This window comes from Hydrogenovibrio sp. (assembly GCF_965140365.1).
Lineage (GTDB): Bacteria > Pseudomonadota > Gammaproteobacteria > Thiomicrospirales > Thiomicrospiraceae > Hydrogenovibrio.
This window is the reverse complement of the sequence record NZ_OZ223196.1, coordinates 2,263,858-2,288,965: the sequence shown is the minus strand read 5'-3', so window position 1 is coordinate 2,288,965 and position 25,108 is coordinate 2,263,858. Positions and strand designations below refer to the sequence as shown.

The window sequence follows — 25,108 nt, the reverse complement described above, 5'->3', positions numbered from 1 at the left end:
TGGTGAATTTTATAAATCCTTGGGGTTAACCTTATTTTGGGTATGGAGTATACTTGGAATTATCTCATGGACAGTCATGCCTCCGGTCGGTCGGGGGATGAACGCGACGGCGCTACGAAGCGGCCGTAAAAAGGTAGGAGTTCCTTTATGTATCGCCATCCCGGCAAACGCCCTGTTTACCTCAATCTGTTCGCCTTTCGCTTTCCCTTAAACGCCATTCTTTCCATTTTGCACCGCATTACCGGTGCGGGGTTATTGCTGTTTTTATTGACCGGCTTGGTCTGGTTGAATCTTTGGGTGTTTTTCCCGGAACAGCGGACCGAAACCTTGCACGCCCTGACGCATCCGTTAGGGCAATTGATTTGGTTTTTCGCCGCCGTGAGTTTGTGGTTTCACTGGCTGGCCGGGGTGCGGCATTTGATGATGGAACATGATGCGTTTCAATGGCAAAGTCAACCGCAGAAAGGGCGGCAATCCGGTCTGTTGCTGCTGGCGTTGTTTGCTATCGGTGTCGGGGTGATTATGGCGGGAGTCTGGTTATGATGTTGCTGACGGGATTAAGAGCACATGTCTGGCAACGGTTCAGTGCCTGGTATTTAATGGGTTATTTTCCGTTGGCGGTGTGGTATTGGTGGCAAACGCCAACGGAATCGGTGGTGGACATTCAAATGGCGATGACAAACGGGTTGTTTTTATGGCCGTCCTTGCTGGCGTTCGCGCTGCTGATGGTGCATGCCTGGGTCGGGTTGCGGGATGTGTTGCTGGATTATCTGCCGCGAAAAACACTGCAAGCCGGTTTGTGGGTGTGGGCGTTGGTCTGGTTATTGGTGCTGGCGAACGGCGTATTTTTAATGGTGCGGTTGGTATCACCACAATAAGGGCACCTCGAATAACCCCTAGTGGATTCTGGCAACGCCAAGTTTGTCAGGTCAAGGCATGGCGCTGCCGGAATGTCTAGACATTTCAAAGCGTCATAACGCTGAGCTGACGAACTTGGCTAAGCCCCTTCGGGCGGGGCTAAAAGGCCGCTTCTTCGTTGTTACGTCTCTTGACCTTAGAATGACTAAGGTCGGCGAGCCGCGCCTAGAGTAAGCAGCCTTTTAGTCCCGCAGAATCTCACTGGGGGTTATTCGAGGTGCCCATAAGTTAATTAAGAGAGGCGAAATGGTTTCATTGCAGCAGGTCGATACCTTTCATTTTGATGCCGTGATTGTCGGCGCCGGTGGCGCGGGATTGCGGGCGGCTTTGCAGTTGGCGCAGTCGGATTTGCGGGTGGCGGTGGTGTCGAAAGTGTTTCCCACCCGGTCGCACACCGTGGCGGCACAGGGCGGCATTAATGCGGCGCTGGGGAATTTGACCGAGGATAACTGGCATTGGCATATGTACGACACCGTCAAGGGCAGTGATTATCTGGGCGATCAGGATGCGATTGAGTTTATGTGCCGGGAAGCCACGGAAATCGTGCGCGAGTTGGAACATTTCGGCGTGCCGTTTTCACGCACCGATCAAGGCAAAATTTATCAACGGCCGTTTGGCGGCCAAAGCCGTAATTTCGGCGAAAGCCAGGCGACGCGCACCTGTGCGGCGGCCGACCGAACTGGGCATGCCATTTTGCAAACCCTGTATCAGCAGAATATTCAGGCGGGCACGACCTTTTTTGATGAGTTTTTTGCGGTGGATTTGGTCAAGGACGAGGTCGGCCATATCGGCGGTATGGTGGTGATGAACTTGCAAAACGGTGAGTATCAGTTATTGCGCGCTCATGCGGTGATGGTGGCCACGGGTGGCGCTTGTCAGTTATTCAAAACCAACACCAACGCCAAAATCAACACCGGCGACGGCTTGGCGATGGTGCTGCGCGCTGGCTTGCCGTTGCAGGATATGGAATTCTGGCAATTCCACCCGACCGGCGTGGCGAACAAGGGCATGTTGTTGTCGGAAGCGGCGCGCGGCGAAGGCGGCGTGTTGCGCAATGCCGACGGCGAAGCCTTTATGGTGCGTTATGCGCCGCACGTGAAGGATTTGGCGTCGCGGGATGTGGTGTCGCGTGCCATCGCCATCGAGGTGAAGGAAGGACGCGGTTGCGGCCCTAATAAAGATCATGTGTTGCTGGATTTGACTCATCTCGATTCGGAGATGATTAAAAAGCGTTTGCCGGGCATTCGCGATATCGGCTTGACGTTTTTGGGCTTGGACATGTGCGACGATCCGATTCCGGTGTACCCGACCGCGCATTATATGATGGGCGGCATTCCGACCAATTTCCACGGTCAGGTGCAGACGCTGGATGAAAGCGGTCAGGCCGTCAGTGTACCGGGCTTGTATGCGGTGGGCGAATGCGCTTGCGTATCGGTGCACGGTGCGAACCGCTTGGGCGGAAATTCCTTGTTGGACATCGTGGTGTTCGGGCGGGCCGCCGCCAAGGAAATCGAGCGGGTGCTGAATTTGCAGAAGTCCGACCGGAATTTTGACCGCCGATTGGATTTGACGCCGGTCGAAGCGCGGTTGAATAAATGGGAAGCCCCGGCGCATGAACGCAAGGAATCCATTGATGCCATCAAACACGATTTGCAAACGGCCATGCAGGAAGGTTGCGGTGTTTTCCGTAATCAGGAGTCGATGCAGGCGTTGATTGAGGCTTTACAACCGATTCAGCAGCGTGTGGACGAAGCCGTGCTGCACGACCGCAGTCGGGCGTTCAACCTGGAACGCATGGAAGCGCTGGAACTGGAAAACCTGATGACGTTAGCCTACGCCACCGTGCATTCCGCGATTGAACGCACCGAAAGCCGCGGTGCCCATTCCCGCGTGGACTTTACCGAGCGCGACGACGAAAACTGGTTACAGCACAGTCTGTATTTTCTGGACGGCCATCGCCTGCGTTATAAACCGGTGTGCGTGACACCTTTGACCGTGTCCAGATTCGAACCCAAGCCTCGCGTGTACTAACAAAAGGACAAAACAATGCGATTTTCCATTTATCGTTATAACCCGGAAGTCGATGACCAGCCTTACATGCAGGATTATGAGTTGCCGGATGCGGCGATTCGCGACGACATGATGCTGCTGGAAGCCTTGGATAAACTGCGCGAACAGGATCCGACGCTGGCGTTTCGCAGTTCTTGCAAGGAAGGGGTGTGCGGGTCGGATGGCATGAACGTGAACGGCGAAAACCATTTGAGCTGCATCACGCGGCTGTCCGAATTACGCGACCCGGTGGTGATTAAACCCTTGCCGGGCCTGCCGGTGATTCGGGATTTGATTATCGACATGGAACTGTTTTACGACCATTACCGTGCGGTGGACCCTTTTCTGAAAGCGACCAGGCCTGGTCAAAACGTCGATTTGGATCATGAATTCCTGCAAAGCCCCGAAGAGCGTGAAAAGCTTGACGGAAGCTATGAATGCATTCTGTGCGGCTGCTGCGCGACCAGTTGCCCGTCTTTCTGGTGGAACCCGGATAAGTTTCATGGCCCGGCGGCCTTATTGGCGGCCAGCCGGTTTGTGGTGGACAGCCGTGACATCACCACCCGCGAGCGCTTGGAAAGCCTGGACGATCCGTTTAAAACTTTCCGCTGCCGTAATATTCAAAACTGCACCGCCAGTTGCCCGAAAGGGCTGAACCCGAGTCAGGCCATTAATGAATTGAAAAGCTTGATGATTGAAAAGCCGTTGGATTAAAGCGCACATGGTGGAAATGATGCCGGAGACGCCTGAGTCGCGACAATTGCAATGGAAGCGGTTGCTGTTGAACTGCCGTCGCGGCAATGCGGAAGTTGAACATCTGTTATCGGCCTATTGTCAAGGCTTGAACCCAGAAGAACCGGCGCAAGCGGCTCAACTTCCGATATTGGAGGCCTTGTTAGCCGAAGATGACCAGACGCTCTTTGAGTGGTTGCTTCAACCGGACTCGGAGGGCGCGGATGCTCCTGACGCATTTACACCGTTGATTGAAGCCATTCGTGCCGGATATCTTTCAACCTGATTCGGCCGGTTCATCGGTTGGAATTATCGACATTTTCGCCAGGCCTGGCGGTTTTTCAGATTTGGAAACGGGCTCACTGACAGCAGCTTTTTTCCATGGTGAGAAATTTTTCAAATTCCGACGCCGGTAACGGCCGCGAGCAGAAGAAACCTTGATAGATTTCGCACCCGGTTACCTGCAAGTACTTCAGTTGTTCTCGATGTTCGATGCCTTCGGCCACGACATTCAGGTTGAGTGTCTGAGCAATCTTGATAATGGTTTCGATGAAGATGGCCCCGGAGTCGGTATCGTAATCGTCCATGAACGTCTTATCGATTTTCAGAGTGTTGATTGGGAATTTTTTCAAATAGGCCAGTGACGAATAGCCCGTGCCGAAGTCGTCCAGCGAAATGGAAATGCCTTTTTGCTGGATGGCGTGCAGCAGGCTGAGGTTTTGTTCCGAGTTTTCCATGAATTGCGATTCGGTCATTTCCACATCCAGTTTGCTGGGCGTAATGCCGCTTTCCTGAATCAGTCGGTTAAGTTTGTCTCCGAAGTGGTTGTTGATGAGCTGCACCGGTGAGAGGTTGACGGAGACCTGGAAATCGCCCAGTCCACGTTTTTTCCAATCGATTTGCTGTTGAATCGCGGTTTTCAGCACCCAGTCGCCTAACGGCACCATTAATCCGGACTTTTCGGCCGCTGGAATGAATTGGTCGGGTGGAACCAGCCCTTTTTGCGGGTCGTTCCAACGAATCAGTGCTTCGGCCCCGATGACTTTTCCGGTTTGAACAGCGATTTTCGGCTGATAGTAAAGTTCGAATTCGCCATTGTTCAAGGCGCGCTGCATATTGTTTTCCAGCTCGATCTCATGCACCAGTCGCTGATGCAGGGATTCGGTGAAGAACTTAAACTGGTTTTTGCCGGCGTTTTTCGCTTCGTACATGGCGATGTCGGCGTTTTTCATGAGTGCGGTGATGGTTTGGCCGTCTTTTGGATACAGCACGACACCGACACTGGCAGAGACTTTGACCGGGTGGTTGTCCACCAAATGCACTTCGCTGATTTTTTCAATCACCCGTTGGATGATGTTGATGAGCTCATGTTCGTTGCCGTGGTGATTCACTACTATGACAAATTCGTCGCCACCGACCCGGGCGATGATGTCGTATTCGCGCAGTACCTGCTTGATGAGACTGGAGACATTGCGCAACAGTTTGTCGCCAACTTCATGGCCGAGAGTGTCGTTAACCGTTTTAAAATTATCCAAATCCATGAACAGCAGGGCGAATTCCTGCCCGGAGCGAGAAAACTCGGAAATCAGCCAGTTCAGACGCTCATTCAGGTGGTTTCGATTCGCCAGGCCGGACAGGTTGTCGGTCCGGGCCAGACGGTAGAGTTCGCTTTTCTCTTCATCCAACCGGGTGAAGGTTTGTACCATGGAGGCGCGAATGTATTCCAATTCGCGCAGTTTGAAGCGTTTCGGGACTTCCGATTGGTAATAAGCGTACTGGCGCAACAGTTCTAACGGGTTGGTGACAAAGCGTTTCAGCAATCCCCAAAATAACCCCAGCAGCAGCAATGGCACCACGCCGAAAAAGAGTAGTGACTTGGTGGTATTTTTGGCGAAATAGTTTTCCAAATACGGTTTATCGACGTACAGGTACAAATTGAAATGGGCCGGCTTGTTTTGTATGAAATAAGGAATGTCGGTTTCGTAAATGGCATAACGCAACATTTCACGGGTGGATAAACCGTTCAGCTTTTCCTGGGTTTGGTCTTCTGGAGGGGTGGCGCGAATGCGGGGTTCCGTGGTGAGCAGTATTTGACTGCCGGAAGCAATGGCCATGGCCGATACCAAGTGGTTGTTGGCCACTTTTCGGTGCAAGAAAGACTTGAAGTGACGCAGTTCTTTCGGCGAGTCCATTTCAGAAGAGACCACGTAAGCGGTTTCCGATAAATCATGACGAATGTTTTCCAGAATCAGATCGGTTTTCTTTTGCTGATCGTCCAGAAAATAGTATAAGAACACACTGTAAAAAACCAAAATGAGCGTCACAATAGCGGTAAGGGAGAAACGGCGGATGGAGATCATTTACAGCAAATCCCTTGTCGGAAAGTTGGCGGCGTCCAAACGTTTTTGCAAGGCGGGTGAAATACCGTCATTCAACCATTCAATGGTTTTCAGGCTGGCCTCAAAATCCTTGAAACTATTGTTTTCCAGATAGGGTTTGACCTTGTTGTAATACTCCTTGGGGTCATTATGCAGGGCTTGAATCGCGCGATTCACCAATGTTTTCAGCGACAGCAGTTGGCCTTTGTGGTGATGGTAGATTTTTTCGGTGGTAAAAAGTCCATCCAGCACCAGCAGGTTTAAACTGTCAGCGGTGGATGCCAAGGTTTGAAAGCCCTGGTCTTCCAGTTCATGGTTGTAGGGGGTGTAAGTGACGACCAGTGAAGGGGCTGTTTCACTCGCCGCAACGGATTGCAGTTTGAGCTGGTCACGGTTGATGTAATTGAAGGTTTTATTTTCCAGTTGGTGCTGGTGGATGAAATCTTGAAATACCGGGTGGTTCACACTGTTGATTTCCAGGTAAACATTGATGGGACCGTTTTCGGATTGAATGGCACTAAGGGAACGGTTCCCCATAATCATGTCGCCGCCGTTGGAACGATCCAGTAGCATGACCGGAATCACCGACGGGTCCTTACGGTACATGATTTGATATTCGTATTGGGTGCCGGCGAAGGCATCCAGTTTGGCGGACTGATAAATATGTAAGCTTTCGCCGAGCGAGACCACGCTGGAAAGGTGGATGTCGTGTTCATCGAGCCAGCCCTTTTCCTTGGCATAAAACAAAGGTGAATAACCAATCCAGGAATTAGCGATGATATTCAAGGTTTTATCGGGTTTTTCAGCGCAACCGGTAAGGGCAATCAGGCCGCTCAGTAAGACGGCTTTTATTATATTTATCATGTTTATTGGCCATAATAAAAAATTACCTTAATGCTACCATAGCCGGTAAGAAATTTTTAAGAAATATCCGCTTAAAACTCTTGCAAAACGGGATGTTACGGCCACACTTGGTAATAAAGATTATTAGCGTTTTTACTTTATTAACGGTGCACCACATATTGGCCTTCAAACACCGTCGCCAGCTCCTGGGCTTCATTGTATATTTTCGTGGTCAGTTGAATGCGGGCACGGCCTTTTCGGCGGTACATTTTCAGAAAGTTCGCCAATTGCGGTTCGGATTCGAATCGACAATGGGTTTCGATGTCGGTTTTCACCGGTTTTAAAAAGCGGGTGTGGCTTTCCTGAATGACGATGTGGCCGTGTAAATCGTGTTCAGTGAGGGCGAGATGAATCAATCCCCAGCCGGTGAGCACAGCGCTGGCGTAAAGGCTGCCACCGAAAGCGGTGCTTTTGTGGTTGATATTGTTTTGCAAAGGCGCGCGCAAACGCAGGGAATCGGCGGTGGCCTCCATGACTTGCAAGCCCATGGACTGGGTGAGCGGAATGTCTCGATGCAAAAGCGTTTCCAGCGCTTTTAGAGTTTTCGGCGTCTTGGAGGAATCGGTCATGGCGTCTCCGCAGTGAAACGTGTGGGGGATTCAGTATAGCCGGAGTGCCGAAAGTGTCCAACCGCTGGTTTTCCAGTTAGAAGAAAACCGGCCAGGCCTGGTTGTTTTGAAAACTTGATATGTATTAAGTAAAAAGTCTTAAAAAAGATTGACGTTCGCCTGGCATTTTGTCATATTTTAACGGTACGGTTTTTTTATTGAAAAGACTTGAATAACAATTTCTTAGCCCCTATATAACCGTTGAATGAAAGTTGTATTGTTCTCTTTGAAGGGAGGGTTGTGCGATGAGTATGTTTTTAAGAACGTTGGAACCGTTTCGTGAATTGCGGGATTTGGAAAACCGGCTGCAAAAAATGATGCCGAAACCCACGGAATCGAATGTGGCCGGGTTTTCACCGACCGTCAATACACGGGAAGGGGATTACGCTTATCACATCGAAGTGGATTTACCCGGTGTGAAAAAAGACGATATCCATGTGGAAGTGAAAGAAAATCGATTGACCATTTCCGGTGAACGTAAAACCAAGGAAGAGGTCAAGGATGAAGACTATTACCGCGTGGAAAGCAGTTACGGCAAGTTCGAGCGTAGTTTTGCCCTGCCGGATAATGTGGATGCCGAAAACGTCTCCGCCAGTTCGGAAGACGGCGTGCTGGAAGTCGTGCTGCCGAAAAAAGAACGCAGCGCTGAGACCAAAAAGGTGGAAGTGAAATAATCTTCCACGAAGGTTTCCATCAAAATTGAATTCAAACCAACCATTGAATGATTTTATCTGTCATTACAAGGGCCGCGGATTTTCCCCGGCCTTTTTTTATGGGCAAAAAAAACTCACCGGCCGGTGAGTTCAAGACAAGGACGTTTTCACGGTTATATTTTATTATTCAGTGCTCACGCGGCCTTTGGGCGCATGATGGATTAATCGGATGTGACCGGCGTCAGGTAACGTTCGCGTTTTTTCGGGACGATTTTGTCGATTTCCACCAGTATCAAACTGTCGATGCAATCGTTGAAGTCCGGGTCGACGCTGAAATCGATAAACCGGCAACCGCCTGGCTCGCACAAATCCGCGTATTGTTTAAACAAGGTCGGCACCTTGACGCCGAACTCGGTCAGTAAGCTGTTGAGCTTTTTATAACTTGTTTTATAGTCGCCGCTGAATTCTTTTTCCGCCAGTTCCAAAATGTCCGGTGACGGCACGAAAGGCCGTTTCCCGGCGGCCAAATCCTGATGGGAGCCCATTTGGGTTTGGAAGAAGGCGACAATCAGTTCTTTGGCGCGTAATGGGTAGGCATCCGACAAGCTCACCGGGCCGAAGAAGTATTTGGTTTCGGGGTGGCGTATCACATAAGCGCCGATGCCGTACCACAGATAATCCAGACTGCGTTTGCCCCAGTAACGCGGTTGCACGAAACTGCGCCCCATTTCCAACGCATTGGGCAGGTAAGGTTCGATGTCCGGTTTCAGGTCGAATAAGGTGCTGGTGTAAAGCCCGTCCAGGCCGTTTTTTTCGATGATTTTCTGGCATTCTCCGATGCGATAAGCGCCGACAATTTCCAAATCCTCTTCGTCCCACAGCACCAAATGGCGGTAGTCGGCATCGTATTTGTCCAAATCAAAGGCATCGCCGGTGCCTTCTTCCACGGTGCGGAAGGTCAGTTCGCGCAAGCGACCGATTTCACGCATCACCGGTGAATCGGCCTCGTAATCGAATAGGAAAATTTTCTTGCCGTCCACCGTCTGTCCCAACAGCTCGCCGTTTTTCAAATCCTGTTTCAAGGCCTTGCGATTCACCGGGTGGGCGATGGTGTTTTCGGTTTCGAACGGCAGTTTGGCAATGGCTTTGCCGGGCTGATTCAAGCGGTAAATGTGTTTACGAAGCAATTTGCTGATTTTGGGGAGCGGCCAATCGCATTTTGCCAGTGACTTCCAAGGAATCATCGGCCCGACGTGGAAAGCAATCTGTTGGTCGTTTTTGTTGAACATCTCCTTGACCAGCATCAGCGTCCCCAGCGGCTTGTACAGGGTGGACAAACCGTAAAATAAAGCGGAGTTGCGAGCGTCGATGTAAATCGGCAAAATCGGCGATTGAGTCTTTTTCGCCAGTTTTAGGAAACCGTTTTTCCACTTGCCGTCGCGCACGCCACTGGGCCGAATGCGCGAGACTTCGCCCGCCGGGAAAATAATCACCGCCTCTTCGTTTTCCAGCGCGGCAATCATGGCTTTGAACAAGGCTTTGTGATTGGCCTTTTCATCCATATTGTCCACCGTCAAAAACAACGATTGGAAGGGTTCGACATTGGCCAGCAATTCATTGGCGACAATGCGCACGTCCGGGCGAATGCTGCGGATGAATTTCAACAGTGCCAAACCGTCCAACGAACCGATCGGGTGATTGGCGACGATGACCACGCGCCCCTCGGCCGGCACATTGTTAAAAGAACGGTTGTTGACCTGATAAGTGAAGTTATAATGTTCCAGGCTTTTGTCGAGGAAGGCAAAACCGCGTAGGTGCTTGTTCTCTTCGATGAACCGGTTGATTTCGTTTTCGTAGGTGAGCTTTTTCAGAAATTTAATCAGCTGTTTGCCGCCCGGCTTCTGATTGAAATCGGGGTATTTTTCGAGAATGGTTTGTTCGATATTCAGCATAATGTTTTCTTCGTCAGTCGTCTTCTTGGATTGCTCTGAGGGCACGTAGGATTCGTCTAGCACGTGCATGGCGGTTCTACTCGTCTCTTAACTGACTTATTCTGAGTTGTCCAGTTGACGTCAAGGTGACAAATGCATGAGTTTCAAATGACGGTTGTGTAACAAAAATATGACAATGGTTTACTAAAAATGATTTCGCTCAGTTATTATGATTTGGCCGGTTTATCGGTGATGATCTTGCTGCTTGGTTTGTTGCTGTTACTAAACGGCTTCGAGCAAACGCGCCAGCTTTGGGTGGCGTCCGCACGCATGGTGGTGCAGTTATTATTTATGGGCGTCTGGTTAAGCTGGGTGTTCAATGCCGACAGTTGGTTGCTGGTGGCATTGGTGTCGGTGATCATGCTGTTGTTTGCCGGTTATGAAATTCTCAAGCGGCAGACGTATCGTTTTCAAGCCAATGGGTTGGCTTCCGGCTCTTTTATGGTGGGGTTATTGTCGTTGTCGATGACCGCTCTGGTGTTGACGATTTTCTCGCTGACGCTGGTGATTCAGCCGCAACCCTGGTACGAAGCGCAATACGCCATTCCGCTGCTGGGGATGATTCTCGGCAACAGCATGACCGCCATCGGCCTCGGCTTGGATACCCTGACCAAAAGCGCCGTGAAACAGAAAGCGCAAATCGAAGCGCAACTGGCCTTGGGCTACACCGCCAAGGAAGCGTTGATGTTCCTGAAAAAGCAAAGCCTGCACACCGCGATGATTCCGGTCATCAATATGCTCGCCGCTGCTGGCATCGTGTCCTTGCCCGGTATGATGACGGGGCAAATCCTCGCTGGCATCGACCCGATGGAAGCGGTTAAATACCAAATCATGATTATGTTTCTGATTACGGTGTCCACCGCTTCGGGCGTGTTGATTGCCTTGTGGTTGGCGCAGAAAAAACTGTTCGACCCACGGATGCGCCTGAATCTGTCACACTTGGTAAAAAGCTGAAAAATAGAAAAACGCCCAGATCGGCTCTTTGAAACCTGTCGGATTTGACAAGGCGCGTTATAATAACCTTAAAGCGCGCTCAGTCTTTGCCGAGTATTTGTCGAATATTGGCAGAACGTTCGCGCGATTCCGTCACCCTAAACCTCAGGTTGAATATGTTACAGCACCCGTATCTCGAATTGCCGAAATCCTTTTTCCAACCCGTCTGGCCGGAGCCGCAGCAAAACGCGCGTCTTGTGGCGGTCAACCGGGCGCTGATGCAGCAAATCGATTGTGACTTGAGTGACGAACAATTACTGGCCCTGACCGCCGGACAGTTGGATTCGCCAGGCCTGGCGGAATTCGATTTACAGCCGCTGGCGCAAAAATACACCGGCCACCAGTTCGGCTATTACAACCCGGATTTAGGTGATGGCCGAGGGGTGTTGCTGGGGCGCTGGGAAGACAAAAACCACCAGGCCTGGGACTTTCACCTGAAAGGCGCCGGGCGCACGCCTTATTCCCGCCTTGGTGACGGTCGGGCGGTTTTGCGCTCGGTGATTCGCGAGTATTTGGCGTCCGAAGCCTTGTACGGCTTGGGCGTGCCCACAACGCGTGCGTTATCCATCGCCACCAGTGACGAACAAGTACAGCGCGAAACCTTTGAACCGCGCGCCAGCTTGATTCGTGTTACGCCCAGCCACATTCGTTTCGGGCATTTTCAGTGGGCCGCCTCCAAAGGCCCGGCCACCTTTGAATTTCTGACCAACTTTGTGGTGGAACATCATTACCCGGAACTGCAATCACTGGCAGAACCGAAACGCAGTGCCGCTTTGCTGAAAACCGTTTGCGAGCGCACCGCCGTGCTGATGGCGAAATGGCAAGCGGTGGGCTTCAATCATGGGGTGATGAATTCCGATAATATGTCCATCCTTGGTGAAACCTTCGACTTCGGGCCTTATGCCTTTTTCGACGATTTTCAAATCGAGTACATCTGCAATCATTCGGATTATGAAGGACGTTACGCCTATAATCAGCAACCGAAAATCGGTGTCACCAATTGCCAACTGCTGGCACATGCCTTCGATAAAGTGTTGGACGAAGCTGCGCAAAATGAGGCCCTGGAAGCCTTTGTGGAAACCTATAATCGCCAGTACATCGATGAGATGAATCGTAAAATCGGATTGCATACCGTGCAACCCGACGATAAAAACCTGATTGGCGATTTATTGGTGTTAATGGATCAGCATCGGGTGGATTTCAGTTTGTTTTTCCGCCGTTTGGCGAAATGGAATCAACCGGATGAAACTGAGTTGATGGCGCTGTTGAACCAACCCGGTGCCTTTGTCGATTGGCTTCAGCGTTACGACGCTCGGTTGCAGCAGGAAAGCGTTTCCGAGTCGGAACGCCAGCAACGGATTTTGGCCGCCAATCCGGCCATCGTTTTACGGAATTACATTGCACAAGGCATTATCGAAGCCGCCGAAAACGGTGATTACCAGCCGTTAGAACACTGGGTGGAAGCCTTGCATTCACCTTTCGAAGAACACCCAGGCCTGGCGGAATTTCAGAAACCGCCAAGCTCGGAACAAAAAGGGTTGCAACTGAGTTGCTCTTCTTAACAAAACAAGCAATAAAACGGGAAATGTAAGGATGGCTTATCAAACCTTTACGCCGCGCCACTTAGCGCGTTTTAAATTATGGATGTGGGTGGTGGCGTTGATTGTCGCATCCGGTTTGGTGCTGGCGATTAGCCAACTCTCAAACGGTTTTATCCACACCTTACCCATCTGGGGGCTGTGGGTGTTGCCGGGGTTGCTGTTATTGCGATATGGCTTTAAACAACATCAGGCACTGAAAGCCGAAGTGGTACAAACCTATCAACGCCTGTTGGAAACCGAAGCCTTTCAACCCGCGAACGAAGTGGACTTAGGCTTGGGCCGAAAACTGATTGTGGATGCCGACAACGACAAGATGGTGTTACTGTTTCCTCTGGAAATCCACCGCTTTCAACGAGCGGATATCGCCGATTGGAAAATAGAACCCAGAAGCGCGCGACAACACAAAACCAATCGCGTGGAACATGACTTGCATTTGAGCTTTCAAAGTGGGGAAGAGTTGGATGTTAAGCGTGTTCGTGATCGAGAAAAAGTAATTGATTTTTTTGCGTGAATTGGCAAGCTTTAAGTCGTTATAAGCTTACACAGAACGGCCTGAAACTGTTTCAAGCCGTACGAATTTTAGATTTAGATGGTATGTATCACTCTGGATAAATGCGGTCTCTTATCTTTTTGAGTTCTTCTATTTTAGTTCTTGCTTGATCTTGCGAGTCCGTTATATCCAATAAAATATAGCCACCTTGGCTTCTATTCTTAAAAATTTTTATATTTGCATCAATCATTTCATCAAATTTTTGCTGATGGAATCGTTTTTGATGTGGGCTCCATAAAATAGCCCATTTTTCTGAAATATCATTCAAAACGACTTCTCCAATTATTTTCCTTTCAACGCTTCACTCACAATCGCTTGCGCTTCTTTTAAAATCTCATCCAAGTGCGCTTGGCCTTTAAAGCTTTCGGCGTAGATTTTATAGATGTCTTCGGTGCCGGATGGACGGGCGGCGAACCAGCCGTTTTCGGTGGTGATTTTCAGGCCACCGATGGCCGCGCCGTTGCCCGGAGCATGGGTGAGTTTGTCCAGAATCGGTTCGCCCGCCAAAGTGTCGGCTTTGACCATATCCGGTGAGAGATTTTTCAAAATCGCTTTCTGTTCACGGTTGGCCGGTGCGTCGATGCGGCTGTACACCGGGTGGCCGAATTGTTCGGTCAGTTCCTGATACAGTTGCCCTGGATCTTTGCCGGTGACGGCGGTGATTTCCGCCGCCAATAAATTCATAATAATGCCGTCCTTGTCGGTGCTCCAGACGGTACCGTCCATTTTCAAGAAAGACGCCCCGGCGGATTCTTCGCCACCAAAAGCATAGTCGCCGGACACCAATCCGTCCACAAACCATTTGAAACCGACCGGCACTTCCGCCAGGGTTTTGCCCAAAGAGGCGACGACGCGGTCAATCATCGAGCTGGACACCAGTGTTTTACCGATTTTAACGTCCGCCGACCAATTCGGGCGGTGGGTCAACAGGTATTGGATGGCGACGGCGAGATAGTGGTTCGGGTTCATCAAACCGACCGAAGGGGTGACGATGCCGTGGCGGTCGGTGTCGGTGTCGTTGCCGAAGGCGATGTCGTAGTCGTCTTTCAGGGCAATCAAGCTGGCCATGGCGTAAGGCGAGGAGCAGTCCATACGGATTTTGCCGTCCTTATCCACGGTCATGAAAGAGAAGGTCGGGTCGACGTGTTTGTTGACGATTTCCAGATTCAGGCCGTAATGGTCGGCGATCGGTTGCCAGTAATCCACCGCCGCGCCGCCGAGCGGGTCAATGCCGAGCTTGAGTCCGGCGTCTTTGATGGCTTTCATATCGACGATTTTGTCGAGGTCTTTGACATACGGCATGATGAGGTCTTCGGCTTTGACGAATTCCGAAGCCATTGCTTCGGCCAGCGGCATACGGTTGATGGCTTGCATGTCGGACATGAGGATTTCATTGGCGCGGTCTTGAATCACGGAGGTGGCGTCGGTGTCGGCCGGGCCGCCGTTTGGCGGGTTGTATTTAAAGCCGCCGTCTTCCGGCGGGTTATGCGATGGCGTGATAATGACGCCGTCGGCCATGTTGTCGGTGCGGTTTTCGTTGTAGGTGAGAATGGCGTGCGAGATGACCGGTGTGGGCGTGTAACGGCCTTTGCCTTGGATAATCACGTTCAGACTGTTGCCGGCAAAGACTTCGATGGCGGTGGCGTGGGCGGCTTCCGACAGGGCGTGGCTGTCCATGCCGATGTAGATTGGGCCGGTGATGCCTTGGGCATCGCGGTATTCGACAATCGCTTGTGAAATGGCGGCGATGTGGTTTTCATTGAAGGCGGTTTTGCTGGCGCTGCCACGGTGGCCGGAGGTGCCGAAGGCCACCGCCTGATCCGGATTGCTGGCATCGGGAATCAGGTTGTAGTAGTCGGTCATCAGTTTGGGAATGTTTTCCAGAATGGATTGTGGGGCAGGTTTTCCGGCGTAGGGAGACAGAGACATAGCGCATCCTTCATAAGTGATTTTGTGCAACGATTGGTTTCATTATAGCCATGCGGTTTGAAAAAATCATGCCGAATCCGCGCCTTTCATAAAGCTGTCAAACAAACCGAAAAACCATTGCCTTTTAAAGGGTATAAAGGCCTGGTTTAACGGTTTTGATGACTTTTTGAAATTAATTTTATTAATCACTGGATTTCATGTCAGGAGGGGCTAAAATAGAGAGTGTTATTATGTAACAAAATGTAATGATAAAAATGTAAAGATGTAACCGACGCGGGTTATCTCGGAACATCTAAGTGAATATTCCAGCAACCTGTAGCGACCCCGTATTTTTTGACGATGAATCAACGAACTCTCACAAACACATGGCCGAAGCCATGGCTTCGGCCTTTTCACCCTGACACGATGTCCTGGCGACATTTGTGGCTGGCGTTCGTGTTGCTGTTCGCGCAGACGGCGGCTCTTCTGCACGCCGAGATTCATCCGTTCCATGAACACACGGAAGTGTGTAATGCCTTTGACGGCGTGGAGCACCAAGCCAGTGCCTTCACGCCGAGTTTCGAGCTGCCGCAGACGCCTGTTTACCGGAATGTGTGGCGCCCGGATTCCATCTTGTCGTTTGCCGCGACCTTTGCGGCGGTCTATTTCAGCCGTGCTCCGCCGGTTCCTTTTCAGATTTAAATCTTAAACTCTCTTGTTTGAAATGTTTGCACGCTTTGCTTATGCAAAGGCGTGTTTGTATCTGAATGAAACTCTGAAAAGGAATAATAATAGTTATGTCTATTGTACAAAAAACACAGTTGGGGTTAGTGTCCGCATTGACGCTTGCCCTGCTAACGGGTTGTGGCGGTTCGTCTTCCAGCGGTTCTGGTGGCGGCGATAATCCTGAAACGAATGATGTTTTGCCGGATGGTTTAACGCTGTCATTTGTGGATGCCAGCTCACCAAAATACATTGCTTATAACACGACGACGGAAACCTCTGTCGATTTAAATGATTTAGCCGCATCAAGCGGGGATTCGGCGGTTCAAAAGTTGGCCATTAGCGATACCAGTACCATCGGTTTTTTCTATAACTGGGCGGATTTCCGCATGGTGGACGGCGTAGCGGCCACCGATATGAAGTATCTGTTAATGAAGCCTTCTTACACTTATCAATCCGGTGCGACGATTGACAGCGATCAATTTGTGCAACTGGTGCATTTTCATGGTGAAGACTTAGCGGCACACAGTGCGGATGAGTTTGCTAACCCTGAAGTGGGCAGTGCTAGAGAAGCGGCATTGATTCGCTTGAATGATAGCGTGGCCGACCAGCAAACGTTGGAAAACGAAGTGGCACCGGCTTTGCCGGGTGACCAAACATTATGCCGAGCTTATGTGGACCCTTACCTGAAGTTTGAACATGAAAATGAACATGAGCATGAAGCCGCGGAAGTTGAGCACGATCACGGTGATTTGATTCATTTTGCGCTGACGGAATCCGGTCGGATGTATTTCTATAAGGAAAATGCCAGCGAAGAGTTGGAAAGTGCGCAACCGTTTGTTGAGTTAGACGGTGTTTCGAGTATTTCGGATTGCAGCCGTACGACGATTGCGCATGCCAGCGATGACGGGGTGTTGGTCTTTATTCCGGATGTGCAAAAGTTATATCTGGTGGACAACCACGGCGCCGATTATCACCAGCATTCGGTATGGGATCTGGCCGATATTTTGCCAGCCGGCTTCCATGCTGACTTGATGGCGGCAATCGGCGAAGGTTCCGAGCACGACCATGACCATGAGCACGAAGAGTAATTTCGGTTGAAGACATTTCGTCAAATAGCAAAAACGGCCAGGCCTGGTCGTTTTTGTCATTTCGCTATGGTTAAAGCGTTTTATCAAAACCTTTATGGAAAACCGACTGACCAAGGCCGACGTTGGCAACTGGAAAGTCGGTTTTCCGCAGGGGTTTTATGAACTGGGAAGTTTAAATGAGAGTAATGGGTTCTAAAATATTTTCCGTTTCGATGTTGTTCGCCGTTTTGGCAAGTGGTCAGGCCGCGGCACAAGATGGCGGGCAAAAAGTTCAGTTGGATGCGATTCAAGTCGAAGAATCCTTGATGGACGATTCCGATGCACAGCGCCAGACAATCAAAACCGACCCGGAAAGTCGTCGTGCCACCGGCAATACCTTAGGCGATTATCTGGATGACCAGCCTAATGTGGAGTCGGCCAGTTACGGACCGGGCGTGGGAAGGCCGGTGATTCGAGGCATGGACGGTTATCGAGTGAAAATTCTGCAAAACGATACCGAAGTATCCGATTTGTCGGCGATGAGTTCGGATCATGCCGTCGGCGTCATGCCGAAGGCCTCGGAACGCATTGAATTGTTGAAAGGCCCTGCGTCGGTTTTGTATGGTGCAAATGCTGGCGGCATTGTGCGTTTGGTGGATGACGAAGAAAGTTTTTCGCCGAAGAAAGGGCTGCATGGAAAACTGCAGGGCTCGGCCGCAGATAATAATGATGCACGTAATCTCGGCGCGGTTCTGTCAGCGGCCGGAGAAGCTTTTTCGGTGCATTTGTCGGGGTTTAAAAGCCAGACGGAAGATTATACCGACGGTGACGGAAATAAAATCTGGAATTCGGATGTTCTGACGGAACAGGGCAAGGTGGTGGCCGGTTATCAATATCGCCCGACCGGCCGTGTGGCGGTTTCGTATCAGTATTTGCACAAGGATTACGGCATTCCGAATCGTACGACTGAAGCCACTCGCATTGATATGACCAGTAAAACGTATGGCCTGAAAATCGAAGAGTTGGACTTGAGCAAGCATATCGACCGTTTGCAGTTTGATCTGAACTACACCGACTATCTGCATGATGAAACCGAGGGCGACGAGCGGGACGGGCTGTTCGGGCAAAAAACCACGGAGGCGAATCTGACGATGGATTACGGTGTCGGAAAATGGTTGGGAACGGTGATTGTGGGCTATCGTCAAAACGATTTACAGGTATGCCACGAGCACGGCGGTTGTGAAAAATTCACCAAGGCGGATCGTACCGGTGGACCGCTCGGCACATCGGTTTTGAATTATTACAACGCGACCGGCTTGCCTTACAGTCATGGTAACCCCATGCCGGATACCGATACACAAACCGGACACGTCGGCATTTTGGCGGAAAGACCGGTGGGGGATAGCGACGCGGTGTTAAGTTTAGGGGCGCACCTTGAAGTGAGAAATCTGGAAGCCAACCCGGATAATATTCAACAAACCTGGGTGTATCCGCCATCGCTGGACCCGGATTATTACAACACGGATACCGACTGGGCGGCGAGTTTGTCTGCCGGCTGGGAGCAGCCGTTATCGAAAGGTTTGAAAACCTCGCTGAACTTAAGCTATCTGGAACGCTTGCCAAGTGCGGATGAATTGTATTGGAACGGTTTCCATCACGCGACTGACAGTTATATTTTTGGGAATCGTGATTTAAACAAAGAAAAATCCTTAAACTTGGATTGGGATACCGATTGGCAAAATGACACGGGAAGGCTGCAAGTCAGTGCGTTTTTCTATCGCTTTTGGGATTACATTTATCAGCAGACGTTATACGACGACCAAGGACAAGTCGTGACCGATCCGTTTCACTTGAGCCCCGTGTGGGAGACCCAACAGACGGATGCGATATTTTATGGCGGTTCCGTGGCGTACGATTGGAATGTGGTTCGCTTGAATTCAGTGCCATTGGTTTTACAAAACCAGTTTGATGCGCTGCGAGCAGAAAAAGTCAGCGGCGGCAATTTACCGAGAACCGCACCGATGAGTTGGTTGATTGGTTTGAATTACGCACCAGACCAATGGACCGCCAGCTTGAGTTTGAAGCATGTCTTTGAAGCCACGGAAGTAGCGGAGCATGAAGCCGAAACGCCCGGTTATAACTGGCTGAAATTGTATTTGGACTGGAAACCGAAAACGCAGTATGGAAACTGGGTTTTATGGATGAAGGGTGATAATTTGTTAGATGAATACGCGCAAAACCATATTTCTTTCTTGAAGGATTATGCGCCTTTGATTGGCCGTCAATTTTCGGTCGGAGTTCAGTTGGACTTTTAAATCAGGGCGGAAAGAAAAGCGTTCTAAAATCCTAAGGAGAAGTAATGTTAAAAAAGAAACTCGTGTCTGCGATTCTGTTGGCCAGTGGCGCGTCGGTGAACGTGTCCTGGGCGGAAGACAGCAAGCAGACCCAAACAACCCAATTAGAGAAAATTTCCGTGGAATCGCAATTGAATCCGCCGTTAGAACCGGTGGACATCAGTACCTCCACGACTTTACAACCGTCTAAAGCGGAAATGGAGCGAAACGGCACCGCTTCCCTCGGTGAGGCACTGGACGGCTTGCCGGGCGTGAATACCTTGGAAACCGGCCCGCAGTCCGGTAAGCCGGTGGTGCGTGGCGATACCTCGTTGCGTTTGCCGGTGTTGTCCAACGGCATGGCCATGGAATATCAGGCGGAAGGCACGCGCCATAACCCGAATGTGGACCCGGCTTTGACGGAGCGTTTGGAAGTGATTCGCGGCCCGCAAGGCCTGAAGTATTCCAGTCAAGCGGTGAAGTCGGCGGTGAATGTCGTCGGCCCGCAAATCGATTATGCCGGACCGGGTGAAACCAAAGCGTCCGGTGAATTGATGGGCGAAGTGAATTCCAATAATAACGAAACCATGATTGGCGCCAAGGCCAAACTGTCTTCCAATGGCTTCGGTCTGGTCGGGGGCGTGACCAAACGTCGCGGCAACGACTTTGTGACGCCGGACGGCCCGGAAGCGGGCGATGTGGCACCGGGCGATCCGCCAGGCACCAAGCCGTTGGTCACCGGCACCACGCCTTACACCAACTTTGAAGGCGAGTCGGCTGTCATTGGCGCGGGTTATCGCGGCGATTGGGGTGAAGTGGAATTGCGTCACAATTATTGGCAATCCAAACAAAACTATCTGGGCGTGGAAGCGGCACCGGGTGAATATGAGTTGATTCCGTCCGCCGGGCAAAATCTGACCAATTCCGAAACCCAATTAAAAGCTGAGTTTTTCGCCGGTGATTGGGTCATCAAACCGAAATACGCCCATACTCGTAACCAGCGTCAGGCGATGCACGAAGTGACGTATGAGGATATGGACGATTACAAGGATGACGAGGAATATCTCGACATCGTTGTTCACCGCGACGACTACCAATTGGCAGTGGAACATCCGGAGTTCTTCGGATGGCAAGGTGAATTCGGTGTCAGCGGTTACACCAAAGACCAGGATTTGCGTTCCGGTCATTTGACGCCGAGCGCGACCGAAGACGGTGCTGGCATCTTTATGGTGGAGAAACAATCCTTCGGCCCTTGGGATGTTGAATTGGGTGCGCGTTACGACAGTCAGCACGTCAAAGCGCCGTTAAGCTCTGAAAATGCCCATTTCTGGGATGAAACCGGGGTGTACAACAGCTCGAACAATTCACGCGACTTCTCGGACTGGTCCGGCGCTTTGGGCGTGGCGTACCACTATACGTCCAACTGGACCTTCACCGGGAACCTGGGACGCAGCTTCCGCGCGCCGTCCATTTTTGAACTCTATGCTTCCGGCGCGCACGGCGGGGTGCAAGCCTATCAACTGGGTAACCCGGATTTGAAAGCGGAAACCTCCATTAACACCGAATTGGCGGCGACCTGGCAGTCGGAAAATCTACACTCGACCTTGTCGGTGTATTCCAACTGGGTGGATAATTATATCGTGCTGGAAAATACCGAGACCGAAGAGTATTGCGACCATGACGGCAATTGCCAACCAACGCAGAACTTGAATTATCCGTATCGTTTGATGATCAATTCACAAACGAATGCCTTGATTCAAGGGATTGAATGGTCGGCGACCTATCGCATGACGCCGCAATTGCAATGGCAAGCCACGGCGGAAATCATGCAAGGGCGCGATACCAAAAACAATCGTGACCTGCCTCTGATGCCGGCGAATAACGCCACTTTAGGCGCGCAATACACGTTTGGCAGCGGCCAGTATCTGGCGAAGCCTTACGTTGGCTTGGGCACGAAGTACGTGGCCGAAAAGGATTCGGCCGGGTCTTATGAACCCTTCAGCCAGTTTGACAGCACACCGTTCGGAACGGCTTCCACCAAAGATTACTGGTTATGGAATCTGGAAGCGGGTACCGGGTTCAAGTTCGGCAAGCAACGCTTATACTTGGATTTGACCGTGCAGAACTTGATGGATGTGCAGTATCGTGACTTCCTCGATACCTATAAAGGGTATGCGCAGGGCATGGGACGTAACTTCCAGTTGCATGCACGTTTGCCGTTCAAAATTTGATGTTTGAACCGTCGTCGATTGACGTCGGCGGTCGGTATCAACGAGATATAAAAAACCGCCAGGCCTGGCGGTTTTTTCGTTTCAGGAGCGAGAACGCTTTAGAAGTGTTCGCGTGGATTGAATGGCATCTTGGTCGCCATCTCTTCGTAAAAGGCTTTGGCCTCGTCGCTGTCGGCCGGTGGCGTGTGGATTTGCACCAAGATATATTGGTTGCCAGCTTTGTCGCCCTTGCCTAGACCGCGGCCTTTGATGCGCAGTTTCGAACCGGACTGAGTGCCGGCCGGAATGTTCATATTGACCTTGCCTTTCAATGTCGGGATTTCGACCTTGGTGCCCAAAGCGGCTTCCCACGGCGTCAGCGGCAGGTTGAGGATAATGTCGTCGCCATCCACTTTATAAAGCGGGTGGTTTTGCAGGTCCACTTCCAAATACAGGTCGCCGTTCGGGCCGCCACCGAAACCGGGCGATCCTTGGCCGCTCAAACGAATGCGCGAGCCTTGTTTGACGCCGGCCGGAATCTTCACTTTCAATTGTTTCGGTTGGTGCGAGACCTGGCCGAACTGGTTGGGGTTCGGCATCTGTAGGTTCAGGGATTTCGCCGCACCATTGACGGCTTCTTCCAGCGTCACCAACACCTTGACGATTTGGTCGTCGCCTTTTTGTTGGAAGCCTTGGCCTTGATGTCCGAAACCGCCTTGCCCGCCGAACCCGCCGCCGAACATGGATTCGAAAAAGTCGCTGAAGCCTCCGGCCAGACCACCGGCACCGCCAAACCCGTCGCCGAACATGCTTTCAAAGTCCGGTGGGGGTTGGAAGTTCTGGCCATTATGGTAGTTGGGGCCGAGTTGGTCGTACATCTGACGTTTTTCGGTGTCGCCCAATACTTCGTAGGCTTCATTGATTTCCTTGAATTTGGTTTCGTCCCCGCTCGGTTTGTCGGGGTGATGCTTGGCGGCCAGTTTTCGGTAGGCTTTTTTAATCTCCGCTTCCGAGGCACTGCGTTCCACACCTAAGATTTCGTAGTAATCTTTATATTCCATTGTTTTTCCTGAAAATTTAAGCTACCTAGCTTATGGGGATGATGCCAAAGGTTTTCAAGGGCTGTCGTCGATTTCGTATTCATTTGTTTTTTGTAGGGGTATTCACCTGAAGGATTGAGATATTTAAATTTTAACGGAAATTACGCCTTTGGGGCTTGAACACTAAGTGAAATTGACTATTATTAAAGTTTGTCTTTGAGTTTGAAATTCCACGCAATCAAAGTATTTACCAAGGTTCCCGCATGTTTTACGGTGTCACAGCACAAGAAGACGACATTATTTCGACGGCCATTTCGACCCCTTTTAGTTTCCATAATGGGGAGGAAGTGTTGAAAGGGCGTAGCCTCAGTCGTGAAGGCTTAGGGGTGCATTGCCCGAATCAGGGCGCGAAAGCCTTTCATTTCAATCGTCGGCAAAAACTGAAAGATTGCCATATTCAAATCGACGGGTTGACCATTTATTTCTGTCAATTGCAGGTTGTGGAGTTGAAAGAACTCAGCGGCGAGTACATTTATGGTTTGCGGATTCTCAGTATTTTGCCGCAAGAGCAGGAAAAACTGGATACCGTTTACGAGAGCAAACTGTGCGAGTTGGACGACGACTGCAACAAGTGGGTCGCCATTTCTTCTTCCTGAGACAGGCTTAAACGGTTTTTACACTTCTTTTCAAGCCGCCCGATCGGGCGACGTTTCTAAAACGAACATTTTATTTCACTGTGAGTGGCATGGCATCGAATTGCACCCCGCCCCAGCCGGTTTTCATAAAATTGCGGATATTGCCGTGGTCTTGCCCGTCCGGGTTTTGCAGGACATCCTGCGTATAAAAATCACCGAAAGCATTGAGAGTGGCTTGTTCGTTCAGACCGTTTAATTTGGCGAAAGCGAAAATTTTGCAGGAGCCGTTGTTGGTGTCGGCCTCGTTGACTTGTTCGCCGTTTTGAAAGCGGGTCGGGGTGAAATCGTAATGGCTGTCGATGGTTTGCATCACGGTTTTGAAATCGACCGGTTGTTGGTTGAGTTCGGCGGTTAAGGCATCCAGTGTCATGGTCGCTCCTTTGACGTTTGGAAATCAGGTGGTTTCGTTGGCGGAGTATTTTATCAAAGGCATGCTTCTTGACGGTGGGTTTTTCCACCAAAGCCGCGTTCCGGCCACTTTTTTGAAAGGATTTTCCGGTGGTGAATTTAAAATTAGGCAAGATAACGTCTTGAAAAAATGGCAAAATATGGGGCATTAAATTGATTGTCAAAGCATTAACAAGGAAGCACAGATTCAATGAAAAGACGTGATTTTATCGGCGCGATTGCCGGTGCAACAGCCACCACGGCGATGACTGCTTGTGGACAGAAAGACGAACCGAAAACGGCGGCGATGCAACCGATGGAAACCGTGGAATGGAAAATGGTCACCACCTGGCCGAAAAACTTCCCAGGCCTGGGCACCGGCGCTAACCGAGTGGCGGAGCTGATTAATGAGATGTCCGGCGGTCGCCTTCACGTTAAGGTCTATGGGGCCGGTGAAATGGTTGGCGCTTTTGAGGTGTTTGATGCGGTCTCACGTGGGAATGCGCAGTTGGGCCACGCCGGTGCCTATTACTGGAAGGGCAAGGTTCCGGCCTCGGTGTTCTTTTCGTCGGTGCCGTTCGGTTTGACGCCGGATGAAATGAACGCCTGGCTGTATTACGGCGACGGTTTAACATTGTGGGAAGAAGCTTACAAACCGTTTGGTTTGATTCCCAACCCGGCGGGGAACTCCGGCACCCAGATGGGCGGTTGGTTCAATAAGGAAATCAATTCCGTGGCTGATTTGAAAGGCCTGAAAATGCGCATGCCCGGTTTGGGCGGCGAAGTGCTCAAGAAAGCCGGTGGCGTGCCGGTATCCTTGCCGGGCGGGGATATTTTCCCGTCGATGGAATCCGGCGCCTTGGATGCGACCGAGTGGGTGGGGCCTTATAACGATTTGGCGTTCGGCATTTACCGCGCAGCGAAATATTATTACACGCCGGGTTGGCACGAGCCGGGCACCACCATGGAATGCATGATCAATGAAGAAGCCTTCAATGCACTGCCGGCGGATTTGCAGAGCATTGTGCGGAATGCCATGAAAGTGGCGAACCTGGAAATGTTGTCGGAATACATGGCACGTAACCAACAGGCGTTGCAGACCTTGGTTGAGAAGCACAATGTGGAACTGCGTTACTTCCCGGATTCGGTCTTGAAAGAGTTGAAAAAACTTTCGGCCGAAGTCATTGAAGAGGAAGCGGCGAAAGATCCATTGTCCACGAAAGTTTGGGCATCGCAAAAAGCCTTTAAAGAGCAGGTATCCAAATGGACCAATGTTTCGGAATTGGCATTCCTGAACGCACGCAACCTGTAAACAACACTTTTGGAAATGACCAGGCCTGGTCTTTTCCGGCTTTTCTTTCACGCA

23 protein-coding genes are annotated in these 25,108 nt (G+C 50.8%); 15 read left to right on the top strand and 8 right to left on the bottom strand.

Going from position 1 to position 25,108, the window contains the following annotated elements; translation table 11 throughout:
• Window positions 1–147: 147 nt before the first annotated feature.
• The 5 genes from sdhC to AC0KH7_RS10785 all read left to right on the top strand — a co-directional run bounded on the left by sdhC (window position 148) and on the right by AC0KH7_RS10785 (window position 3,985).
• Entirely contained in the window at window positions 148–543 is a 396-nt protein-coding gene (sdhC, locus tag AC0KH7_RS10805; protein ID WP_472373308.1) for a succinate dehydrogenase, cytochrome b556 subunit, read from the top strand.
• Window positions 540–878, top strand: coding sequence for a succinate dehydrogenase, hydrophobic membrane anchor protein (sdhD, locus tag AC0KH7_RS10800; RefSeq protein ID WP_472373307.1), 339 nt, complete (start codon window positions 540–542; stop codon window positions 876–878). The genes sdhC and sdhD overlap by 4 nt, the downstream gene beginning before the upstream one ends.
• A gap of 286 nt (window positions 879–1,164) precedes the next feature.
• The gene (gene sdhA / locus AC0KH7_RS10795; RefSeq protein ID WP_472373305.1) at window positions 1,165–2,949 is read left to right on the top strand and encodes a succinate dehydrogenase flavoprotein subunit; all 1,785 of its coding nucleotides are present in this window, start codon (window positions 1,165–1,167) and stop codon (window positions 2,947–2,949) included.
• 15 nt (window positions 2,950–2,964) lie between these two features.
• Window positions 2,965–3,681: a succinate dehydrogenase iron-sulfur subunit gene (locus AC0KH7_RS10790; RefSeq protein ID WP_472373303.1), complete on the top strand. Its 717-nt coding sequence runs from the start codon at window positions 2,965–2,967 to the stop codon at window positions 3,679–3,681.
• On the top strand, window positions 3,662–3,985 hold the full coding sequence (locus AC0KH7_RS10785) for a succinate dehydrogenase assembly factor 2 (RefSeq protein WP_051673446.1): 324 nt from the start codon (window positions 3,662–3,664) through the stop codon (window positions 3,983–3,985). Before AC0KH7_RS10790 ends, AC0KH7_RS10785 begins: the two co-directional genes overlap by 20 nt.
• Before the next feature lie 73 nt (window positions 3,986–4,058).
• Here AC0KH7_RS10785 and AC0KH7_RS10780 read toward each other — a convergent pair whose 3' ends face one another.
• The 3 genes from AC0KH7_RS10780 to AC0KH7_RS10770 form a co-directional block, all read right to left on the bottom strand.
• Window positions 4,059–6,059 carry a putative bifunctional diguanylate cyclase/phosphodiesterase gene (locus AC0KH7_RS10780; protein WP_472373301.1) on the bottom strand — a complete coding sequence of 667 codons (2,001 nt, stop codon included), beginning with the start codon at window positions 6,057–6,059 and terminating at the stop codon, window positions 4,059–4,061.
• A complete protein-coding gene (locus AC0KH7_RS10775) occupies window positions 6,060–6,941 on the bottom strand; it encodes a type 2 periplasmic-binding domain-containing protein (protein WP_472373299.1) in 882 nt (293 codons plus the stop codon).
• 140 nt (window positions 6,942–7,081) lie between these two features.
• Window positions 7,082–7,549, bottom strand: a complete 468-nt coding sequence (locus AC0KH7_RS10770; RefSeq protein ID WP_472373297.1) for a thioesterase domain-containing protein — start codon at window positions 7,547–7,549, stop codon at window positions 7,082–7,084.
• 284 nt (window positions 7,550–7,833) lie between these two features.
• Between AC0KH7_RS10770 and AC0KH7_RS10765 the strand changes: the two genes are divergently transcribed.
• The gene (locus tag AC0KH7_RS10765; RefSeq protein ID WP_206197891.1) at window positions 7,834–8,262 is read left to right on the top strand and encodes an Hsp20/alpha crystallin family protein; all 429 of its coding nucleotides are present in this window, start codon (window positions 7,834–7,836) and stop codon (window positions 8,260–8,262) included.
• Between the two features lie 200 nt (window positions 8,263–8,462).
• On the opposite strand, the gene olsF is transcribed toward AC0KH7_RS10765, so the two are convergent.
• Complete coding sequence (gene olsF / locus AC0KH7_RS10760; RefSeq protein ID WP_472373799.1) at window positions 8,463–10,193, bottom strand: bifunctional ornithine lipid synthase OlsF; 1,731 nt, start codon at window positions 10,191–10,193, stop codon at window positions 8,463–8,465.
• A 189-nt stretch (window positions 10,194–10,382) separates the two neighbouring features.
• Here olsF and AC0KH7_RS10755 point away from each other — a divergent pair, with 189 nt between their 5' ends.
• From AC0KH7_RS10755 to AC0KH7_RS10745, 3 genes are all read left to right on the top strand, one after another.
• A complete protein-coding gene (locus tag AC0KH7_RS10755) occupies window positions 10,383–11,186 on the top strand; it encodes an ABC transporter permease (RefSeq protein WP_472373295.1) in 804 nt (267 codons plus the stop codon).
• 155 nt (window positions 11,187–11,341) lie between these two features.
• On the top strand, window positions 11,342–12,787 hold the full coding sequence (locus AC0KH7_RS10750; protein WP_472373293.1) for a protein adenylyltransferase SelO: 1,446 nt from the start codon (window positions 11,342–11,344) through the stop codon (window positions 12,785–12,787).
• Window positions 12,788–12,818: 31 nt separating this feature from the next.
• Window positions 12,819–13,337, top strand: a complete 519-nt coding sequence (locus tag AC0KH7_RS10745; protein WP_472373291.1) for a hypothetical protein — start codon at window positions 12,819–12,821, stop codon at window positions 13,335–13,337.
• An 88-nt stretch (window positions 13,338–13,425) separates the two neighbouring features.
• Here the strand turns inward: AC0KH7_RS10745 and AC0KH7_RS10740 are convergent, their stop codons facing one another.
• Complete coding sequence (locus AC0KH7_RS10740) at window positions 13,426–13,644, bottom strand: hypothetical protein (protein WP_472373289.1); 219 nt, start codon at window positions 13,642–13,644, stop codon at window positions 13,426–13,428.
• A 14-nt stretch (window positions 13,645–13,658) separates the two neighbouring features.
• On the bottom strand, window positions 13,659–15,305 hold the full coding sequence (pgm, locus tag AC0KH7_RS10735; protein WP_472373287.1) for a phosphoglucomutase (alpha-D-glucose-1,6-bisphosphate-dependent): 1,647 nt from the start codon (window positions 15,303–15,305) through the stop codon (window positions 13,659–13,661).
• A gap of 405 nt (window positions 15,306–15,710) precedes the next feature.
• On the opposite strand from pgm, the gene AC0KH7_RS10730 reads away from it, so the two are divergent.
• The 4 genes from AC0KH7_RS10730 to AC0KH7_RS10715 all read left to right on the top strand — a co-directional run bounded on the left by AC0KH7_RS10730 (window position 15,711) and on the right by AC0KH7_RS10715 (window position 21,641).
• Window positions 15,711–15,986 carry a hypothetical protein gene (locus AC0KH7_RS10730; protein WP_472373286.1) on the top strand — a complete coding sequence of 92 codons (276 nt, stop codon included), beginning with the start codon at window positions 15,711–15,713 and terminating at the stop codon, window positions 15,984–15,986.
• Between the two features lie 95 nt (window positions 15,987–16,081).
• Window positions 16,082–17,098, top strand: coding sequence for a hypothetical protein (locus AC0KH7_RS10725; RefSeq protein WP_472373284.1), 1,017 nt, complete (start codon window positions 16,082–16,084; stop codon window positions 17,096–17,098).
• Between the two features lie 176 nt (window positions 17,099–17,274).
• Window positions 17,275–19,392, top strand: a complete 2,118-nt coding sequence (locus AC0KH7_RS10720) for a TonB-dependent receptor (protein WP_472373282.1) — start codon at window positions 17,275–17,277, stop codon at window positions 19,390–19,392.
• A gap of 44 nt (window positions 19,393–19,436) precedes the next feature.
• The gene (locus AC0KH7_RS10715; protein ID WP_472373280.1) at window positions 19,437–21,641 is read left to right on the top strand and encodes a TonB-dependent receptor; all 2,205 of its coding nucleotides are present in this window, start codon (window positions 19,437–19,439) and stop codon (window positions 21,639–21,641) included.
• A 98-nt stretch (window positions 21,642–21,739) separates the two neighbouring features.
• Here the strand turns inward: AC0KH7_RS10715 and AC0KH7_RS10710 are convergent, their stop codons facing one another.
• The gene (locus AC0KH7_RS10710; RefSeq protein ID WP_472373278.1) at window positions 21,740–22,681 is read right to left on the bottom strand and encodes a DnaJ C-terminal domain-containing protein; all 942 of its coding nucleotides are present in this window, start codon (window positions 22,679–22,681) and stop codon (window positions 21,740–21,742) included.
• A 242-nt stretch (window positions 22,682–22,923) separates the two neighbouring features.
• Between AC0KH7_RS10710 and AC0KH7_RS10705 the strand changes: the two genes are divergently transcribed.
• Window positions 22,924–23,316, top strand: a complete 393-nt coding sequence (locus AC0KH7_RS10705; protein ID WP_472373276.1) for a hypothetical protein — start codon at window positions 22,924–22,926, stop codon at window positions 23,314–23,316.
• 70 nt (window positions 23,317–23,386) lie between these two features.
• On the opposite strand, the gene AC0KH7_RS10700 is transcribed toward AC0KH7_RS10705, so the two are convergent.
• Window positions 23,387–23,725 carry a HopJ type III effector protein gene (locus AC0KH7_RS10700; RefSeq protein WP_472373274.1) on the bottom strand — a complete coding sequence of 113 codons (339 nt, stop codon included), beginning with the start codon at window positions 23,723–23,725 and terminating at the stop codon, window positions 23,387–23,389.
• A 228-nt stretch (window positions 23,726–23,953) separates the two neighbouring features.
• Here AC0KH7_RS10700 and AC0KH7_RS10695 point away from each other — a divergent pair, with 228 nt between their 5' ends.
• Entirely contained in the window at window positions 23,954–25,054 is a 1,101-nt protein-coding gene (locus tag AC0KH7_RS10695; RefSeq protein WP_472373272.1) for a TRAP transporter substrate-binding protein, read from the top strand.
• Window positions 25,055–25,108: the final 54 nt, after the last annotated feature.

Excerpts from the sequence above, each read along its gene's own strand:
- AC0KH7_RS10730 (WP_472373286.1), top strand. The coding sequence starts at position 15,711 with ATGTCCTGGCGACATTTGTGGCTGGCGTTCGTGTTGCTGTTCGCGCAG.
- AC0KH7_RS10725 (WP_472373284.1), top strand. The coding sequence starts at position 16,082 with ATGTCTATTGTACAAAAAACACAGTTGGGGTTAGTGTCCGCATTGACG.
- pgm (WP_472373287.1), bottom strand. The coding sequence starts at position 15,305 with ATGTCTCTGTCTCCCTACGCCGGAAAACCTGCCCCACAATCCATTCTG.
- sdhD (WP_472373307.1), top strand. The coding sequence starts at position 540 with ATGATGTTGCTGACGGGATTAAGAGCACATGTCTGGCAACGGTTCAGT.
- sdhC (WP_472373308.1), top strand. The coding sequence starts at position 148 with ATGTATCGCCATCCCGGCAAACGCCCTGTTTACCTCAATCTGTTCGCC.
- AC0KH7_RS10790 (WP_472373303.1), top strand. The coding sequence starts at position 2,965 with ATGCGATTTTCCATTTATCGTTATAACCCGGAAGTCGATGACCAGCCT.
- AC0KH7_RS10750 (WP_472373293.1), top strand. The coding sequence starts at position 11,342 with ATGTTACAGCACCCGTATCTCGAATTGCCGAAATCCTTTTTCCAACCC.
- AC0KH7_RS10755 (WP_472373295.1), top strand. The coding sequence starts at position 10,383 with ATGATTTCGCTCAGTTATTATGATTTGGCCGGTTTATCGGTGATGATC.
- AC0KH7_RS10710 (WP_472373278.1), bottom strand. The coding sequence starts at position 22,681 with ATGGAATATAAAGATTACTACGAAATCTTAGGTGTGGAACGCAGTGCC.
- AC0KH7_RS10745 (WP_472373291.1), top strand. The coding sequence starts at position 12,819 with ATGGCTTATCAAACCTTTACGCCGCGCCACTTAGCGCGTTTTAAATTA.
- AC0KH7_RS10720 (WP_472373282.1), top strand. The coding sequence starts at position 17,275 with ATGAGAGTAATGGGTTCTAAAATATTTTCCGTTTCGATGTTGTTCGCC.
- olsF (WP_472373799.1), bottom strand. The coding sequence starts at position 10,193 with ATGCTGAATATCGAACAAACCATTCTCGAAAAATACCCCGATTTCAAT.
- AC0KH7_RS10780 (WP_472373301.1), bottom strand. The coding sequence starts at position 6,059 with ATGATCTCCATCCGCCGTTTCTCCCTTACCGCTATTGTGACGCTCATT.
- AC0KH7_RS10770 (WP_472373297.1), bottom strand. The coding sequence starts at position 7,549 with ATGACCGATTCCTCCAAGACGCCGAAAACTCTAAAAGCGCTGGAAACG.
- AC0KH7_RS10765 (WP_206197891.1), top strand. The coding sequence starts at position 7,834 with ATGAGTATGTTTTTAAGAACGTTGGAACCGTTTCGTGAATTGCGGGAT.
- AC0KH7_RS10700 (WP_472373274.1), bottom strand. The coding sequence starts at position 23,725 with ATGACACTGGATGCCTTAACCGCCGAACTCAACCAACAACCGGTCGAT.
- AC0KH7_RS10715 (WP_472373280.1), top strand. The coding sequence starts at position 19,437 with ATGTTAAAAAAGAAACTCGTGTCTGCGATTCTGTTGGCCAGTGGCGCG.
- AC0KH7_RS10705 (WP_472373276.1), top strand. The coding sequence starts at position 22,924 with ATGTTTTACGGTGTCACAGCACAAGAAGACGACATTATTTCGACGGCC.
- AC0KH7_RS10695 (WP_472373272.1), top strand. The coding sequence starts at position 23,954 with ATGAAAAGACGTGATTTTATCGGCGCGATTGCCGGTGCAACAGCCACC.
- AC0KH7_RS10775 (WP_472373299.1), bottom strand. The coding sequence starts at position 6,941 with ATGATAAATATAATAAAAGCCGTCTTACTGAGCGGCCTGATTGCCCTT.
- sdhA (WP_472373305.1), top strand. The coding sequence starts at position 1,165 with ATGGTTTCATTGCAGCAGGTCGATACCTTTCATTTTGATGCCGTGATT.